Raw genomic sequence first — 16272 nt, 5'->3', positions numbered from 1 at the left:
AAAAAAGCCCGCTTTCACAGCGGGCTTCATTGGTTTTAATGCTTACAGCACAGCCACAATCGCTTCGCACAGCGGAGCCATGTTGTCTGGCGTCATCCCGGCTACGTTCACACGACCGGAAGCCACAGCATACACGCCAAACTCTTCACGCAGACGCAGTACCTGTTCTTTAGTCAGACCGCTAAAAGAGAACATGCCGTTTTGTTTGATAATGAAACTGAAGTCGCGGTTTGCGCCTTTTTCCTGCAGCGTATTAACGAACAATTGACGCATACGCTGAATACGCTGACGCATATCAGTCAGCTCTTGTTCCCAGATAGCACGTAACGCATCATTACTCAGGATAGTGGCAACAACCGAAGCTCCGTGCGCGGGTGGGTTAGAATAGTTCGCACGAATCGCCGCTTTCATCTGGCTGAATGCGCGATCCACGGTTTCACTGTCCGCAGCAACCAGCGTACATGCGCCTACACGCTCGTTGTACAGACCAAAGTTTTTAGAGTAGGAACTGGCGACGATCAGTTCTTTATGCAGAGCTGCGAAAACGCGCAGACCTTCAGCATCTTCTTCCAGACCGCGAGCAAAACCCTGGTAAGCAAAGTCAAACAGCGGTAACCAGCCTTTCTCAACGGAAAGCTGCGCCAGCGTTTGCCATTGCTCCAGTGTAGGATCAATGCCGGTTGGGTTATGGCAGCAACCGTGGAACAGCACCACGTCGCCAGCCTGGGCTTCGTTCAGACTGTTAATCAGGGCGTCGAAGTCCAGAGTATGTTTTTCCGCGTCGTAATAAGCGTATTCACGTACTTCCAGACCTGCAGAGTTAAAGACGCTCTTATGGTTCGGCCAGCTAGGGTTGCTCACCCACACACGCTTAACGTCGGTATTTTTTGCCAGGAAATCGGCAGCCACGCGTAACGCACCAGTACCACCAGGGGTCTGAGCTGTGCGGGCGCGTTTGTCGTTGATTAGGGCGCTACCTTTACCAAACAGCAGTTCCTGGGTGCAACGACCAAATTCAGGAATACCGTCAATGCCGAGGTAGTTTTTGGTGGTTTCATTTTCGAGCAGATACTGTTCAGCCTTTTTAACGCTGGTCAGTACCGGGGTTTTGCCCGTCTCATCTTTATAGACACCAATCCCGAGGTTAATTTTGCCGGGACGTTCATCGGCACGAAACAGATCGGCCAGGCCCAGAATCGGGTCGGCAGGAGCGGCGGTAATGTTCTCAAACATGACGAGGTTCCATTATGGTTACAGAAGGGAAGTCCGCTATCAGGGTAACGGGAGATTTACAAAATTCCAACTATTACTGATGAAAACGCCGGCTGTTTTTGCAAGACGTGAGATTGCTCTGGAAGGCATAAAAAAAACAGGACCAAAGTCCTGTTTTTTCGGCATTTAACAAAGAGGTCTGCTATTAGAACTGGTAAACGATACCCACAGCAACTGTGTCGTCAGAACCTACGCCCAGTTTGTTGTCAGAATCGATCTGGTTGATGATGTAGTCAACATAGGTAGACATGTTTTTGTTGAAGTAGTAGGTTGCGCCCACTTCAACATAGTTCACCAGATCAACATCACCGATACCACCTTCTACGTCTTTCGCTTTAGATTTGGTGTAAGCGATGGACGGACGCAGACCGAAGTCAAACTGGTATTGTGCAACTAACAGGATATCTTGCGTTTTGTTAGCAAAGCCGCCGGTGATCGGCGTAGCGTTACGGGTTTCACCGTAGTTTGCTGCCAGGTAGATGTTGTTCGCATCGTACTTCAGGCCAGTAGCCCACTGTTCAGCTTTTTTACCCTGGCCGAGAGGTTGGGCTTCCTGCAAGTTTGTACGGTCAGCAGCACCATAAGCACCAACGATACCAAAGCCTTCGAATTCGTAGCTGATGGAGCCGCCAACACCGTCGCCGTTAGAACGACGTGCGGTGTCGCGTTCGTTTTTACCCAGGTACTGAACAGCGAAGTTCAGGCCGTCAACCAGACCAAAGAAGTTGGAGTTACGGTAAGTTGCAACGCCGCCAACACGACCAACGAAGAAGTCATCGCTGTATGCAGTGTCACCACCAAATTCCGGCAGCATATCGGTGTAACCCAGTGCGTCATAAACAACACCATAGTTACGACCGTAATCGATTGAGCCAGCATCAGCAAATTTCAGACCAGCGAACGCCAGACGGGTTTTGTTGCCATTTTGGGCATCAGAACCCTCAGAGTTGTTACCCTGGAAGTTGTATTCCCACTGACCGTAACCGGTCAGATCAGAATTGATTTGAGTTTCCCCTTTAAAACCAAGACGGGCATAGGTCATATCGCCATTGCCACCGTAACTGTTTTCACCGTTACCCTTGGAAAAATAGTGCAGACCGACAGCTTTACCGTACAGATCTACTTTGTTGCCATCTTTGTTATAGATTTCTGCAGCGTTTGCAGTTCCTGCTACTAACAGAGCAGGGACGATCACTGCCAGAATGTTGCGCTTCATCATTATTTATTACCCTCATGGTTTTTTTTATGACACCTGCCACTGCCGTCAATAAGTTTCGTCAATAAATATTTACGGAGCTATTGATGAAAGTTTGGTGTCTTTATGTATCTGCAGGCATCTTTCCATTCAAACTAACGTTTCGCTACCGTGAAAGTGCTACAAAGATAAAGATATAGTTACAAAAAGAAAAAATGCGTAACTAAATATTAATTTTAAGGAACTTTGTGAACACCGTCATATTTCCACCAGGATTTAATGATATTTATGGCGGATCTTATATATGTATATGATTTACTTATATTAAATCTAACTAAACAGAAATTTTCTTTCTGATGATTTCTCTCTGTGACTTCTCTCTAATACACTTTCAGCCATCCAGAAAGCCAATAATAAGTATAAAAATTGTGCTATCAGATAAGAAATGACTAATCCGCAATAAGGCTATGGGTTATTTTTTGTTCGCAAATGTTGCAAAGAAACATTCCGTAACAGGAAGATTGCTTTGGCAGGGTTGCAATTAGATTGATTGACTTAACAAACAGATAACTTGACAGAAGGGGATAAAAAAGAGCCAGCGGGTGCTGGCTCTCGGAAAAGTTAAATTAGAAACTGGCGTTACGTGGAGTGCGTGGGAACGGAATTACGTCACGCACGTTTTGAACGCCAGTCACGTAGGCGATCAGGCGTTCAAAACCAAGACCGAAACCGGAATGTGGAACAGTACCGTAGCGACGCAGATCGCGATACCACCAGTAATCTTCTTTATTCAGGCCCATCTCCAGCATACGTTCGTCCAGAACGTCCAGACGCTCTTCACGCTGGGAACCACCAATGATCTCACCGATACCCGGAGCCAGAACGTCCATTGCTGCAACGGTTTTACCGTCTTCGTTAAGGCGCATGTAGAACGCTTTAATGTCTTTCGGATAGTTTTTCACGACTACCGGCGCTTTAAAGTGTTCTTCTGCCAGGTAACGTTCATGCTCGGAAGAGAGATCCACACCCCAGTAAACCGGGTTTTCAAATTTCTTACCGCAGTTTTCGAGGATGGTTACCGCGTCGGTATAATCCACCTGCGCGAAGTCTGCCTCAATGAAACGCTCCAGACGTGAAACTGCATCTTTATCCACGCGTTCAGCGAAGAATTTCATATCGTCAGCACGTTCTTCGAGAACCGCTTTAAAGACGTATTTCAGCATGGCTTCTGCCAGGCCGGCGATATCGTTCAGGTTAGCAAACGCGACTTCCGGCTCCAGCATCCAGAATTCCGCCAAGTGACGGCTGGTGTTGGAGTTTTCTGCACGGAAAGTCGGGCCGAAGGTATAAATTTTAGACAGCGCACAGGCATAAGTCTCGCCGTTTAACTGGCCTGATACGGTCAGGAACGACTCTTTACCGAAGAAATCTTTGTCGAAATCAACTTTGCCCTGATCGTTACGTGGCAGGTTTTCCAGATCCAGTGTTGAAACACGGAACATTTCGCCAGCGCCTTCGGTATCGGACGCGGTGATCAGCGGTGTAGAAACCCAGAAGAAACCTTGTTCGTTAAAGAATCGATGCAGTGCCTGCGCCAGCGTGTGGCGAACGCGCGCAACGGCACCAATCAGGTTGGTACGTGGACGCAGGTGAGCGACTTCACGCAGATACTCAATGCTGTGGCGTTTTGCTGCCATCGGGTAAGTGTCTGGATCTTCAACCCAACCAGCGACTTCAACATTGCTGGCCTGAATTTCAAATTGTTGCCCCTGGCCCGGCGACGCCACGACTTTACCCGTCACAATGACCGAGCAACCGGTGGTCAGACGCAGTACGTCTTCATTGTAATTGGGCAGAGAATTATTGATGACAGCCTGTACAGGATCAAAGCAGGAACCGTCATAAACGGCGAGGAAGGAGATGCCAGCTTTTGAATCTCGGCGGGTACGTACCCATCCGCGCACGGTGACTTCGCTGTCAACGGCTACGCGGCCCTGGAGTACGTCGGCTACAGGCACAACGCTCATAATATTCTCTCTGTTAATAGTCGGAAAAAATAAACACTTGTCCACCCGTGAAATGGGGGGATACCTATGTTACCTGGCATCCGCAATCAGACAAGCAGAATTCGCAGATGCAGCGAAAGATTTCGGAATTAAAGGTAAAAAAGGGAGCCGTTATGGCTCCCTGATGATATTAACTGGCTTTTTTAATGTGCGGAAGGTCGAACGCTTTACGAAGTGCGCGAACAAACGCCTTGTCGTGGCAGATTGTTTTGCCAGGACTGTCAGAAAGTTTCGCCACAGGTTTACCGTTACACTCCACCAGCTTAATCACAATATTCAGTGGCTTGACTTGGGGGATATCGCAGGTCAGGCGTGTACCTATACCAAAACTTAATTGCACACGGGAAGAGAAGTGGCGATAAAGCTCGACCGCTTTGCGTAAATCCAGATTGTCAGAGAAAACCAGCGTTTTGCTCTGAGGGTTGATTCCCAGCGTCTCATAATGCGCAATGGCTTTTTCGCCCCATTCTACCGGGTCGCCAGAGTCATGACGCAGCCCCTGATAGCGGCTGGCAAATTCCACGCCGAAATCACGCAAGAATGCGTCCATAGTAATGCAATCGGTTAACGCAATTCCCAGTTGATCGGGATATTCATTGAGCCATGCGGCAAGTGCGGCACGTTGGCTGTTGGCAAGATCCGGGCTGATTTGTTGATGCGCCTGGAACCATTCGTGAGCCTGAGTTCCCATTGGCGTGAGGGAAAGCTGACGCGCCAGATCGTAGTTACTGGTGCCAACGAACCAGGATTCTTGTTGCAAACGTTGAACGATGGTTTCCTGGACTTCGCGGGAAAAACGTCGGCGGGTGCCGAAATCCATCAGATGGAAGCGCGACATATCGAGATCGGCAGTTAACGCCGAGAAGTCGACTAATTTGCTTTCCAGCGTATCAAGGGCTTGCGCAACGTCGGCCTGCGGTGAGCGGTAGCGATGTACCAGTTCACTGATGACCGCCAGCAAAGGAACTTCCCAGAGGATGACTTCACGCCACGGACCGCTTAAACGAATATCCAGCTTGCCGTTATCGTTGGTGACGGTGACCTGTTCCGGGTTAAAGCGGAACTCGCGCAACCAGTTGAGGTAGTCGGCCTTAAAAAAAGGCAGGGCAGAGAGCCATTGATATTCATCATCCTGCAGGCGCAGACGCTGCATCGCCTGGACCTGTTCACGAATAGCATCGGCATAAATACCCAGCAGATCGTCACCTCGGCAACGAAACTCCGCCGCGACATGCACATCATAATAGTGATGAAACACGGCTTGCTGCATATGCAACTTATAAGCATCTGTATCCAGCAGCGAGTGCAGAACAGGAGAAGCGAATTGTGTCATAGGTGCGCAGTAGCGTCCTCGTACGGGAGCGTTTAGTACAATAAACATCTTCAGGAACTGCTGGAGTATACCTTGTTTCGCAATTTATTGAACCCCGATCACACCATATGCCACGTTTATGGTCGATGGCGTTGCGCTCTGTATGTTATAAAAATGTAGCAATAAAAGCGTTTGTACCTGAAAAGATGAAGATTCTGCGTAGCGAGATTTATACAACAGGAATAGACTGAACACCTGACTCTATAAAAGATGCTAAAGGTTATTTATGACTCAACAGCCACAAGCCAAATACCGTCACGATTATCGTGCGCCGGATTACCAGATTACTGATATTGACTTGACCTTTGACCTGGACGCGCAAAAGACGGTGGTTACCGCGATCAGCCAGGCTGTCCGTCATGGTGCATCAGATGCTCCACTTCGTCTTGACGGCGAAGATCTTAAACTGGTCTCTATTCATATTAATGATGAGCCGTGGTCCGCCTGGAAAGAAGAAGAGGGCGCACTGGTCATCAGTAATTTACCGGAGCGTTTTACGCTCAAGATCGTTAATGAAATTAGCCCTGCGTCCAACACTGCACTGGAAGGGCTTTACCAGTCAGGCGATGCGCTTTGCACCCAGTGTGAAGCCGAAGGTTTCCGCCACATTACGTACTATCTCGATCGCCCGGACGTGCTGGCGCGTTTTACGACTAAAATTATTGCCGATAAAACCAAATACCCGTTCCTGCTTTCCAACGGTAACCGCGTTGCGCAAGGTGAGTTGGAAAACGGACGTCACTGGGTACAGTGGCAGGACCCGTTCCCGAAACCGTGCTATCTGTTTGCGCTGGTGGCAGGCGATTTTGATGTGCTACGCGACACCTTCACCACGCGTTCTGGCCGCGAAGTGGCGCTGGAGTTGTATGTCGATCGCGGCAACCTTGACCGCGCGCCGTGGGCGATGACCTCGCTGAAAAATTCCATGAAGTGGGATGAAGAGCGCTTTGGTCTGGAGTATGACCTTGATATTTATATGATCGTTGCCGTGGACTTCTTCAACATGGGCGCAATGGAGAATAAAGGTCTTAACATCTTTAACTCCAAATATGTACTGGCGCGCACCGACACCGCTACCGACAAAGATTATCTCGACATTGAACGCGTTATTGGCCATGAATATTTCCACAACTGGACCGGTAACCGTGTGACTTGCCGCGACTGGTTCCAGCTTAGCCTGAAAGAAGGTTTAACCGTGTTCCGCGATCAGGAGTTCAGCTCTGACCTGGGTTCCCGTGCCGTTAATCGCATCAACAATGTGCGCACCATGCGCGGGTTGCAGTTTGCGGAAGACGCCAGCCCAATGGCTCACCCAATCCGCCCGGACATGGTCATTGAGATGAACAACTTCTATACCCTGACCGTTTACGAGAAGGGCGCAGAAGTGATTCGAATGATCCACACCCTGCTGGGCGAAGAAAATTTCCAGAAAGGGATGCAGCTCTATTTCGAGCGTCATGATGGCAGTGCGGCAACCTGTGACGATTTCGTCCAGGCGATGGAAGATGCGTCAAATGTCGATCTCTCTCATTTCCGCCGTTGGTACAGCCAGTCCGGCACGCCGATTGTGACTGTTAAAGACGACTACGATCCAGAAACTGAGCAGTACACCCTGACCATCAGTCAGCGCACGCCAGCTACGCCAGATCAGGCAGAAAAACTGCCGCTGCATATTCCGTTTGCTATTGAGTTGTATGACAACGAGGGCAAAGTAATCCCGTTGCAGAAGGACGGTCATCCGGTCAATTCAGTGCTGAATGTCACCCAGGCGGAACAGACTTTTGTTTTTGATAACGTCTACTTCCAGCCGGTGCCTGCACTGCTGTGTGAATTTTCCGCGCCGGTGAAACTGGAATATAAATGGAGCGATCAGCAACTGACCTTCCTGATGCGTCATGCGCGCAATGATTTTTCCCGCTGGGATGCGGCGCAAAGTCTGCTGGCAACGTACATCAAACTGAATGTCGCCCGTCATCAACAAGGGCAGCCGTTATCGCTGCCAGCACATGTTGCAGATGCTTTCCGCGCTGTGCTGCTCGATGAGAAGATCGACCCGGCGCTGGCGGCAGAAATCCTGACACTGCCTTCTGTCAATGAAATGGCGGAACTATTCGATATCATCGATCCGATTGCCATTGCCGAAGTTCGCGAAGCACTCACCCGTACACTGGCGACTGAACTGGCGGATGAATTGTTGGCTATCTATAACGCCAATCACCAGAGTGAGTATCGTGTTGAACATGAAGACATTGCGAAACGTACTCTGCGTAATGCCTGCCTGCGCTTCCTCGCCTTTGGTGAAACGCATCTGGCTGACGTGTTAGTGAGTAAGCAGTTCCATAAAGCGAACAATATGACCGATTCGCTGGCGGCACTTTCGGCGGCGGTTGCTGCGCAGTTACCGTGCCGTGACGCGTTGATGCAGGAGTACGACGACAGGTGGCATCAGGACGGTCTGGTGATGGATAAATGGTTTATCCTGCAAGCCACCAGTCCAGCGGCGAATGTGCTGGAGACGGTGCGTGGTCTGTTACAGCATCGCTCATTCACCATGAGCAACCCGAACCGTATTCGTTCGTTGATTGGTGCGTTTGCAGGCAGCAACCTGGCAGCGTTCCATGCTGAAGATGGCAGTGGTTACCAGTTCCTGGTGGAAATGCTCACCGATCTGAACCGCCGTAATCCGCAGGTGGCTTCACGTTTGATTGAGCCGCTGATTCGCCTGAAACGTTACGATGTCAAACGTCAGGAGAAAATGCGTGCGGCGCTGGAACAATTGAAAGGGTTGGATAATCTCTCTGGCGATCTTTACGAGAAGATCACCAAAGCACTGGCTTAATACAAAAGTGCCTGATGCGACGCTGGCGCGTCTTATCAGGCCTACAAACCCGTTGGAATTGTTGGTTTTGTAGGCTGATAAGGCGTTCACGCCGCATCTGGCATGTTAACCATGACGCCGAATTGGTTGTTCAGAATGCCCTCGCTGCATCACCCGCTGTAACACTTCCGCTTCCAGTTCCGCTAACCGTACTGACCCTAATCGGCGCGGGCGAGGAATATCCACCGTCAAATCCAGGCCAATCTTTCCCTCTTCAATCAACAGCACCCGGTCAGCCATCGCTACCGCTTCGCTCACATCATGCGTCACCAGCAAGACGGTAAAGCCGTGCTCCTGCCAAAGTGACACAATTAAATCCTGCATCTCCAGTCGCGTTAAGGCGTCCAGTGCGCCCAGCGGTTCATCGAGCAACAATAAACCCGGACGATGAATCAACGCTCTTGCCAGCGCCACACGCTGTTTCTGCCCGCCAGAAAGTGCGGCAGGCCATTCCCCGGCACGATTTTCCAGCCCTACCGCAGCCAGTGCCTGATGCGCCGCATCGCGCCATTGGCCTTTAAGACCTAACCCAACGTTATCAATCACCGATTTCCATGGCAGCAGACGCGCATCCTGAAACATCATCCGCGTATCATCCTGAATCTCGGCCAGCGGTGTTATACCCGCCAGTACATCACCTGCGGTTGGTGTTTCCAGCCCCGCCAGCAGACGCAGCAGAGTACTTTTACCGCCGCCGCTACGACCAACAACAGCCACAAACTGACCTGCCGGAATATGCAAATCCAGTTGATTCAGCACGATATTTTCTGCGTAATGTTTGCTCACCGCATTAAGTAGCAGTGGTGTACCCTGGTTCAGACGGGCAGTATTCATGCCGTGGCCTCCTTCAGATGATAAGCCGGGTTCCAGCGCAACCAGAGACGCTCTAGCAATTGGGCGCTAATGTCAGCAAGTTTGCCGAGCAGGGCGTAGAGAATAATGGCGACGACGACGACATCCGTTTGCAGAAACTCCCGCGCATTCATCGCCAGATAACCAATGCCAGAATTGGCAGAGATGGTTTCGGCAACAATCAGCGTCAGCCACATCAGGCCCAACGCAAAACGCACGCCGACCATAATTGAGGGCAGGGCACCAGGCAGGATCACATGCACAAACAGCGGCAAGCCGGATAAGCCATAGCTACGCGCCATCTCCACCAGCCCGCGATCGATATTACGGATGCCGTGCCAGGTATTGATATAAATGGGGAACAGCGTGCCGAGCGCTACCAGGAAAATTTTTGCAGACTCATCAATGCCAAACCACAAAATCACCAGCGGGATCAGCGCCAGATGCGGCACGTTGCGCAACATTTGAATTGAGCTGTCCAGCAACCGTTCTCCCCAGCGCGACAGGCCGCTAATCAATCCCAGAATCAACCCCAGCGATCCGCCAATCGAAAAACCAATCAGCGCCCGCCAGGAGCTGATCGCCAGATGCTGCCAAAGCTCACCGCTGGCCGAGAGCGTCCAGAACGCGGCCACCACTCCTTCCGGAGAGGGCAAAATACGCGTCGACAGCCAGCCAACCGAGGAGGCCAGTTGCCACACCGCCACGATGCCCACCGGTAAAAACCAGGGGGCAACGCGCAATAACCACTTCTTCACTGGCGTTGCCATCATTTTCTTCCTTAGCTTTGCGCGACATTACGTGGGATGAACTCATTCGCTACCGCTTCGCCTTGCAGGTTCAATGGCTGTGGTTGGGGAATCTGTGGAATGGCAACATCCAGATGTGGGAACAGTAATTCGCCAACCCGATACGCTTCTTCCAGATGTGGATATCCTGAGAGGACAAAACTGTCGATGCCAAGCGCGGCGTATTCGTTGATTCGTGCGGCGACTGTCGGACCATCGCCTACCAGCGCCGTCCCCGCACCGCCGCGTACCAGACCAACGCCTGCCCATAAATTGGGGCTGATCTCCAGGTTGTCGCGCTTGCCGTTATGTAACGCAGCCATTCGCTGTTGCCCCACGGAATCCGTGCGGGCAAATGCAGCCTGTGCTCTGGCGATGGTGTCATCATCAAGATGGGAGATTAACCGTTCTGCGGCCTGCCACGCTTCGTCGTTGGTTTCGCGGACAATCACATGGAGGCGAATACCGAAACGAATTTTGCGACCATGTGCGGCCGCTTTTGCCCGCACTTGCTCGATCTTCTCTTTTACCAGTGCTGGCGGTTCGCCCCAGGTGAGATAAAGATCAACTTGTTCTGCGGCCAGATCCTGGGCGACGTCTGACGATCCGCCAAAGTAAAGCGGAGGATAAGGTTGTTGAATCGGTGCAAAGAGTAGTTTTGCCCCGCGCACATGAATATGCTTACCGTTGAAATCGACAGTTTCTCCCTGCAATAAACGTCGCCAGACCTGAGTAAATTCCGCCGAGGCTTCGTAACGCTCGCTGTGGTCGAGGAACACGCCGTCTCCCGCCAGTTCTTGTGGATCGCTGCCTGTTACCAGGTTAAACAACGCACGGCCATTCGACAGACGGTCGAGCGTGGCGGCCTGGCGGGCGGCAACGGTAGGTGACGTTACACCAGGGCGCAGGGCGACAAGAAACTTCAGCCTTTGCGTAACCGGGATCATCGACGCCGCCACCAGCCACGCATCTTCGCAGGAACGGCCCGTAGGGATCAGCACGCCGGTATAGCCAAGACGATCCGCCGCTTGCGCGATCTGTTGCAGATAACCGTGATCAACCGGACGAGACTCTGTTTCCGTTCCCAGATAATGACCGTCACCGTGCGTAGGTAAAAACCAGAATATATTCAGACTCATAATTGTTTTCCTTCCAGTTGAGTGGGGTGCCAGATGCGCTGGCGAATATCGACTTTTTTCGGCAGCAGATGATTTTCATAAAACAGGTCGGCAGTATGTTGCTGTAAAGCGGCAACCTCGGCACTCACTGGTTTGATGGTGGTGGGAGGACGGTGGCCAAGATAAGAGGCTATTACCGGTGCCGGTAAGCTCATCGTTTTTGCCAGCAAGGTGATACTTTGCTCGCGCTGGCTGTGGGTTAACGCATCGGCCTGGCTAAAGGTCTCCAGTACGCCCTGAATAAAGGCACCGTTTTTTTCTGCATAGGGGCGGGCCGCCAGATAAAACGACCCGGTCTGATTCAGACCAGTACCATCTTTTAATACCCGCACACCACCCTGTAATAATGCAGCAGAGTAGTAAGGATCCCAGATGGCCCAGGCATCTACGTTACCTTGCTGGAAGGCCGCGCGGGCATCAGCAGGTGTCAGGTAAGTGGGCTGGATATCGGTGAATTTAAGCCCGGCCTGTTGCAGTGCGCGTAGTAACAGGTTGTGCGAACTGGAACCTTTCTGAAATGCGACTTTGTGGCCCTTCAGTTCAGCCACGGTTTTTATGGGACTGTTTTCTGGCACCAGAATGACTTCGGCTTTTGGTTTTGGCGGCTCGACACCGACGTATACCAAATCCGCACCAGCAACTTGGGCAAAAATAGGTGGAATGTCGCCCGTGCTGCCAAGATCAATACTGCCGATGTTGAGTGCTTCCAGCATCTGTGGACCCGCAGGAAATTCCACCCATGAAATTTTTGTTTGCGGATAGCGTTTTTCCAGGAGTTGATGGCTTTTTGCCAGCACCATGCTGATGCTGCCTTTCTGATAACCTATCCGTAACGCTTCAGGCGAAGACTCCGCAGCAACCGCGAGCGTAGTGACGCTAAGTAATCCCGCCAGCGCCAGTTTAAATATGTTACGCATGGGCGTTTCCTCGTAGAGAGAAAAGATCAGGAACCTGGACATCACGACGGTGCAACGCCTGCCAGAAGGCTTCGAGTGCGACATCAAGACGGGATTGCAGATTCGGCGTGAATTGCGGCTTATGCTGGAAATCAATCACCTGCGAGTCATCGGCAAACACACCGTGCAGGATCTCCTGCGCTTTTAAAGCGCTTAGTACCGGTTTGAGTGCGTAATCGACCGCCAATAGATGAGCCACTGTGCCGCCTGTTGCCAGTGGTAAAACCACTTTGCCTTGCAGTGCGCGTTCAGGTAGCAGGTCGAGAAGGGTTTTTAACGCCCCGGAATAAGCCGCTTTGTAGACGGGGGTCGCGACAATCAGCCCGTCAGCCTCTTGCAGTTGTGCAGTGAAAGTTTTCAGGGCCGGGCTGTCGAAACGTGCATAGAGCAAATCTTCCGGGGCGAAGTTTTGCAGATTCCAGTGATAAACCTCCACATCCAGGCTATTCAGCTTTTCTCGCGCATATTCCAGTAATGAACTGGAGCGAGAAGGAAAGCGAGGACTTCCAGCCAGGGTAATGACACGCATACTCTCTCCTTATAACTAATTGTTCTTATTTCGTTAACATTGATAACAATTGGGTCAGTCTGACAGAGGGAGCTGGTGAGTCGAAATGATTTATCTGGTGAAGGAAAGCCAAAAAAAGCATAAAAAAGGCGCAATAAGAAAACGTTTGCTATTTATTGCCGCAGGTCAATTCCCTTTTTGGCTGAACTCGCACATAATACGCCCCCGGTTTGCACACCGGGAATCCAGGAGAGTTCATGTACTACCCCTTCGTTCGTAAAGCCCTTTTCCAGCTCGATCCTGAGCGCGCTCATGAATTTACTTTTCAGCAATTACGCCGCATTACCGGAACGCCGTTTGAAGCACTTGTTCGGCAGAACGTTCCAGCGAAACCGGTTAACTGCATGGGACTGACCTTTAAAAACCCGCTTGGTCTGGCTGCCGGTCTTGATAAAGACGGGGAGTGTATTGACGCTTTAGGTGCAATGGGATTTGGATCGATCGAGATCGGTACTGTCACCCCGCGTCCACAGCCAGGAAACGATAAGCCTCGTCTCTTTCGCCTGGTGGATGCGGAAGGTTTGATCAACCGTATGGGCTTTAATAACCTCGGCGTTGATAATCTCGTTGAGAACGTTAAAAAAGCCCATTATGACGGTGTTCTGGGAATTAACATCGGCAAAAATAAAGATACGCCGGTAGAGCAGGGTAAAGATGACTATCTGATTTGTATGGAAAAAATCTACGCCTATGCGGGATATATTGCCATCAATATTTCATCGCCAAACACCCCAGGATTACGCACTTTACAATATGGCGAAGCACTGGATGATTTATTAACTGCAATTAAAAATAAGCAAAATGATTTACAGGCGATCCACCATAAATATGTGCCAATTGCAGTGAAGATCGCGCCGGATCTTTCTGAAGAGGAGTTGATCCAGGTGGCCGATAGTTTGGTTCGCCATAATATTGATGGTGTTATTGCGACTAATACCACCCTCGATCGTTCTTTAGTTCAGGGAATGAAAAATTGCGAGCAAACCGGTGGTTTAAGTGGTCGCCCGTTACAATTAAAGAGTACAGAAATTATTCGCCGCTTGTCGCAGGAATTAAACGGCCGTTTACCAATCATTGGTGTTGGTGGTATTGACTCGGTCATCGCCGCCCGTGAGAAGATTGCTGCGGGTGCATCACTGGTGCAAATTTATTCTGGTTTTATTTTTAAAGGCCCGCCGCTGATTAAAGAAATCATTACCCATATCTAATTATTTCTTTCATTTTCTCTTTATAAGATAATCAGGGCTTTATTTTCAGCCCTGGTTGTTTTATATTCATTCCTGTTACTTATTTAGATATTTTGTACTTTTCTTGTTGAGGTTATTAAGCAAAGCGACAATGGAATGTGTTGCGGTAGATTTATAGGGTAGAGGAGAGGCATATGCGAATTAAACCAGATGATAACTGGCGTTGGTATTACGATGAAGAGCATGATCGAATGATGCTTGATTTAGCCAATGGTATGCTATTTCGCTCACGTTTTGCTCGTAAAATGCTGACACCGGATGCTTTTTCTCCTGCGGGATTTTGCGTTGATGACGCCGCGCTCTATTTCACGTTTGAAGAAAAATGCCGCGACCTTAACTTATCAAAAGAACAAAAAGCCGAACTGGTGCTTAATGCGCTGGTGGCGATTCGTTACCTCAAACCGCAAATGCCGAAAAGCTGGCATTTTGTTTCTCATGGCGAAATGTGGGCACCAGTATCGGGTGATGCAGCCTGTGTCTGGTTAAGCGACACCAATGAGCAAGTCAATTTACTGGTTATTGAATCTGGCGAAAATGCTGCACTGTGCCTGCTGGCACAGCCTTGCGTCGTCATCGCCGGGCGCGCCATGCAACTGGGTGACGCTATCAAAATTATGAATGACAGGCTGAGACCGCACGTGAGTTATGACAGCGTCAGCCTTGAACAAGCCGTTTAACCTTTCAGTTTCAATGCACTCTTCGGCACACAACTACAGCAAAGAATTGTTCCGTCGTCGCTCATAGCTGATTTTTTCAGCGGGGTGACTTCGCCTTCCAGAAGCTGGATACGACAACTTCCGCAGATGCCAGCACGGCAAGAATAGGGAATACGAATCCCTTGATTTTCTAATTGTTCCAGTAATACCTGTTGGTTATTACCGCGAAATGCCTGCCCTTGCCAGTCGATATCTACATTTGCGTCCGCTTGTTGTGTCGCTGGGAAAGTGTCGTCCGCTGCGGCTGCGCCGTAGGCTTTTGCCGGTGCCGTTGCCAGAATTTCCACTTCATCGCCAACACGAATAACACCGCTGTTGCGGGCAATCAGGTTCTGACCGAAATCGACATCGCCGTTATCCTGGGCAGTACGGAAAGATTGCAACGTTTTTAATGGTTCGCCAGCCGGATGCTTTTGCCCTTTTTCCGGGCTAACGGTGGTGAAAATACAACGGCTACATGGCTTCACCACATCGAACACCACATCGCCAATACGAATCACTTTCCAGGTGTCTTCTTCCCACGCAGGCACGCCAGAAACAACCAGATTGGGGCGGAATTGTTCCATTTTGACGCTTGCCGGACAGCGTTGCTGTACATCACGTAATGAGGATTCATTCGCGAGTAGATACGGATAGCCATCAGCGAATGACAGGGGTACAGTGTTGTGGCGTTTTACGCGCCGCGTCATCTGCGGCCCCACCCAGCGCAACTGCACTTCGCGGGAGAAAAATCCACTTAACCATGTGTTGATCGTGGCTGGAGCAATACGTGCAGTAAAATGGTTGCCCCACACTTCCGTTGGTGCGTCCTGTACGGCGAAATCGGCAAAGCGTACCCACGCGCTGCTGCCATCGGGCGCAGTGAGATGCAGACCGTCATGAACGGGAGAGGGGGTAAAGCGCACCATCTGTGGAAACTGACGGGCGGTAATAAATGTGCCGTCGGGTTCTGTCAGCATAAAAATTCGATCGAAGGCCAGCCCGCTGATATCTGCAAGAGCGTGTGTCAGACCAATGCCGCGCATGGATTTAACAGGATGAATAAAAAGCCGGGTTAATGTCGCCACGGAGCGGTCCTCAAATGAAAATAAGCCCTCAACTTTATGACATGACGCACTTATTAGCTATAATGCGCAACAATTTTCTTAGAGCCTATACCAATAGGCTATTTTATTTGTCAGTTC

At 50.4% G+C, this 16272-nt stretch carries 13 protein-coding genes; 3 read left to right on the top strand and 10 right to left on the bottom strand.

Translation table 11 applies throughout. The features are described from left to right. Positions 1 to 42: 42 nt before the first annotated feature. From aspC to pncB, 4 genes are all read right to left on the bottom strand, one after another. Positions 43 to 1233, bottom strand: coding sequence for an aspartate transaminase (gene aspC, locus A9587_RS06555; RefSeq protein WP_000462674.1), 1191 nt, complete (start codon positions 1231 to 1233; stop codon positions 43 to 45). 184 nt (positions 1234 to 1417) lie between these two features. Then, positions 1418 to 2491 (bottom strand): porin OmpF, encoded by a 1074-nt coding sequence (ompF, locus tag A9587_RS06545; RefSeq protein ID WP_000977929.1) that lies wholly within the window; start codon positions 2489 to 2491, stop codon positions 1418 to 1420. A gap of 602 nt (positions 2492 to 3093) precedes the next feature. After that, positions 3094 to 4494: an asparagine--tRNA ligase gene (gene asnS, locus A9587_RS06540; RefSeq protein WP_000117892.1), complete on the bottom strand. Its 1401-nt coding sequence runs from the start codon at positions 4492 to 4494 to the stop codon at positions 3094 to 3096. A 169-nt stretch (positions 4495 to 4663) separates the two neighbouring features. Further along, positions 4664 to 5866, bottom strand: coding sequence for a nicotinate phosphoribosyltransferase (gene pncB, locus A9587_RS06535; RefSeq protein ID WP_105263240.1), 1203 nt, complete (start codon positions 5864 to 5866; stop codon positions 4664 to 4666). 265 nt (positions 5867 to 6131) lie between these two features. Between pncB and pepN the strand changes: the two genes are divergently transcribed. Continuing rightward, a complete protein-coding gene (gene pepN, locus A9587_RS06530; RefSeq protein WP_105224795.1) occupies positions 6132 to 8744 on the top strand; it encodes an aminopeptidase N in 2613 nt (870 codons plus the stop codon). 105 nt (positions 8745 to 8849) lie between these two features. On the opposite strand, the gene ssuB is transcribed toward pepN, so the two are convergent. From ssuB to ssuE, 5 genes are read right to left on the bottom strand one after another with little or no spacing between them, the layout of a single operon-like run. Continuing rightward, positions 8850 to 9617 carry an aliphatic sulfonates ABC transporter ATP-binding protein gene (ssuB, locus tag A9587_RS06525; RefSeq protein WP_001090478.1) on the bottom strand — a complete coding sequence of 256 codons (768 nt, stop codon included), beginning with the start codon at positions 9615 to 9617 and terminating at the stop codon, positions 8850 to 8852. Further along, positions 9614 to 10405 carry an aliphatic sulfonate ABC transporter permease SsuC gene (gene ssuC, locus A9587_RS06520; RefSeq protein WP_000235185.1) on the bottom strand — a complete coding sequence of 264 codons (792 nt, stop codon included), beginning with the start codon at positions 10403 to 10405 and terminating at the stop codon, positions 9614 to 9616. The genes ssuB and ssuC overlap by 4 nt, the downstream gene beginning before the upstream one ends. An 11-nt stretch (positions 10406 to 10416) precedes the next feature. Continuing rightward, complete coding sequence (ssuD, locus tag A9587_RS06515) at positions 10417 to 11562, bottom strand: FMNH2-dependent alkanesulfonate monooxygenase (protein ID WP_000055823.1); 1146 nt, start codon at positions 11560 to 11562, stop codon at positions 10417 to 10419. Next, positions 11559 to 12518: a sulfonate ABC transporter substrate-binding protein gene (locus A9587_RS06510; RefSeq protein ID WP_105263241.1), complete on the bottom strand. Its 960-nt coding sequence runs from the start codon at positions 12516 to 12518 to the stop codon at positions 11559 to 11561. The genes ssuD and A9587_RS06510 overlap by 4 nt, the downstream gene beginning before the upstream one ends. Beyond that, the gene (gene ssuE, locus A9587_RS06505; protein WP_001516126.1) at positions 12511 to 13086 is read right to left on the bottom strand and encodes an NADPH-dependent FMN reductase; all 576 of its coding nucleotides are present in this window, start codon (positions 13084 to 13086) and stop codon (positions 12511 to 12513) included. The genes A9587_RS06510 and ssuE overlap by 8 nt, the downstream gene beginning before the upstream one ends. 236 nt (positions 13087 to 13322) lie before the next feature. Between ssuE and pyrD the strand changes: the two genes are divergently transcribed. Together pyrD and zapC are read left to right on the top strand one after the other, a co-directional pair. Then, entirely contained in the window at positions 13323 to 14333 is a 1011-nt protein-coding gene (gene pyrD / locus A9587_RS06495) for a quinone-dependent dihydroorotate dehydrogenase (protein WP_001516127.1), read from the top strand. A 173-nt stretch (positions 14334 to 14506) separates the two neighbouring features. After that, positions 14507 to 15049 carry a cell division protein ZapC gene (gene zapC, locus A9587_RS06490; RefSeq protein WP_001220666.1) on the top strand — a complete coding sequence of 181 codons (543 nt, stop codon included), beginning with the start codon at positions 14507 to 14509 and terminating at the stop codon, positions 15047 to 15049. Here the strand turns inward: zapC and ycbX are convergent. Then, positions 15046 to 16155, bottom strand: coding sequence for a 6-N-hydroxylaminopurine resistance protein YcbX (ycbX, locus tag A9587_RS06485; RefSeq protein WP_038355285.1), 1110 nt, complete (start codon positions 16153 to 16155; stop codon positions 15046 to 15048). The two genes, zapC and ycbX, sit on opposite strands and share 4 nt — an antisense overlap. Positions 16156 to 16272 lie beyond the last annotated feature (117 nt).

Origin of the sequence: Escherichia sp. MOD1-EC6162 (assembly GCF_002965125.1) — a bacterium.
In the GTDB taxonomy this organism is placed as follows: Bacteria; Pseudomonadota; Gammaproteobacteria; order Enterobacterales; family Enterobacteriaceae; genus Escherichia; species Escherichia marmotae.
The sequence above is the reverse complement of the archived record's forward strand: the minus strand, read 5'-3'. Positions and strand labels throughout refer to the sequence as shown.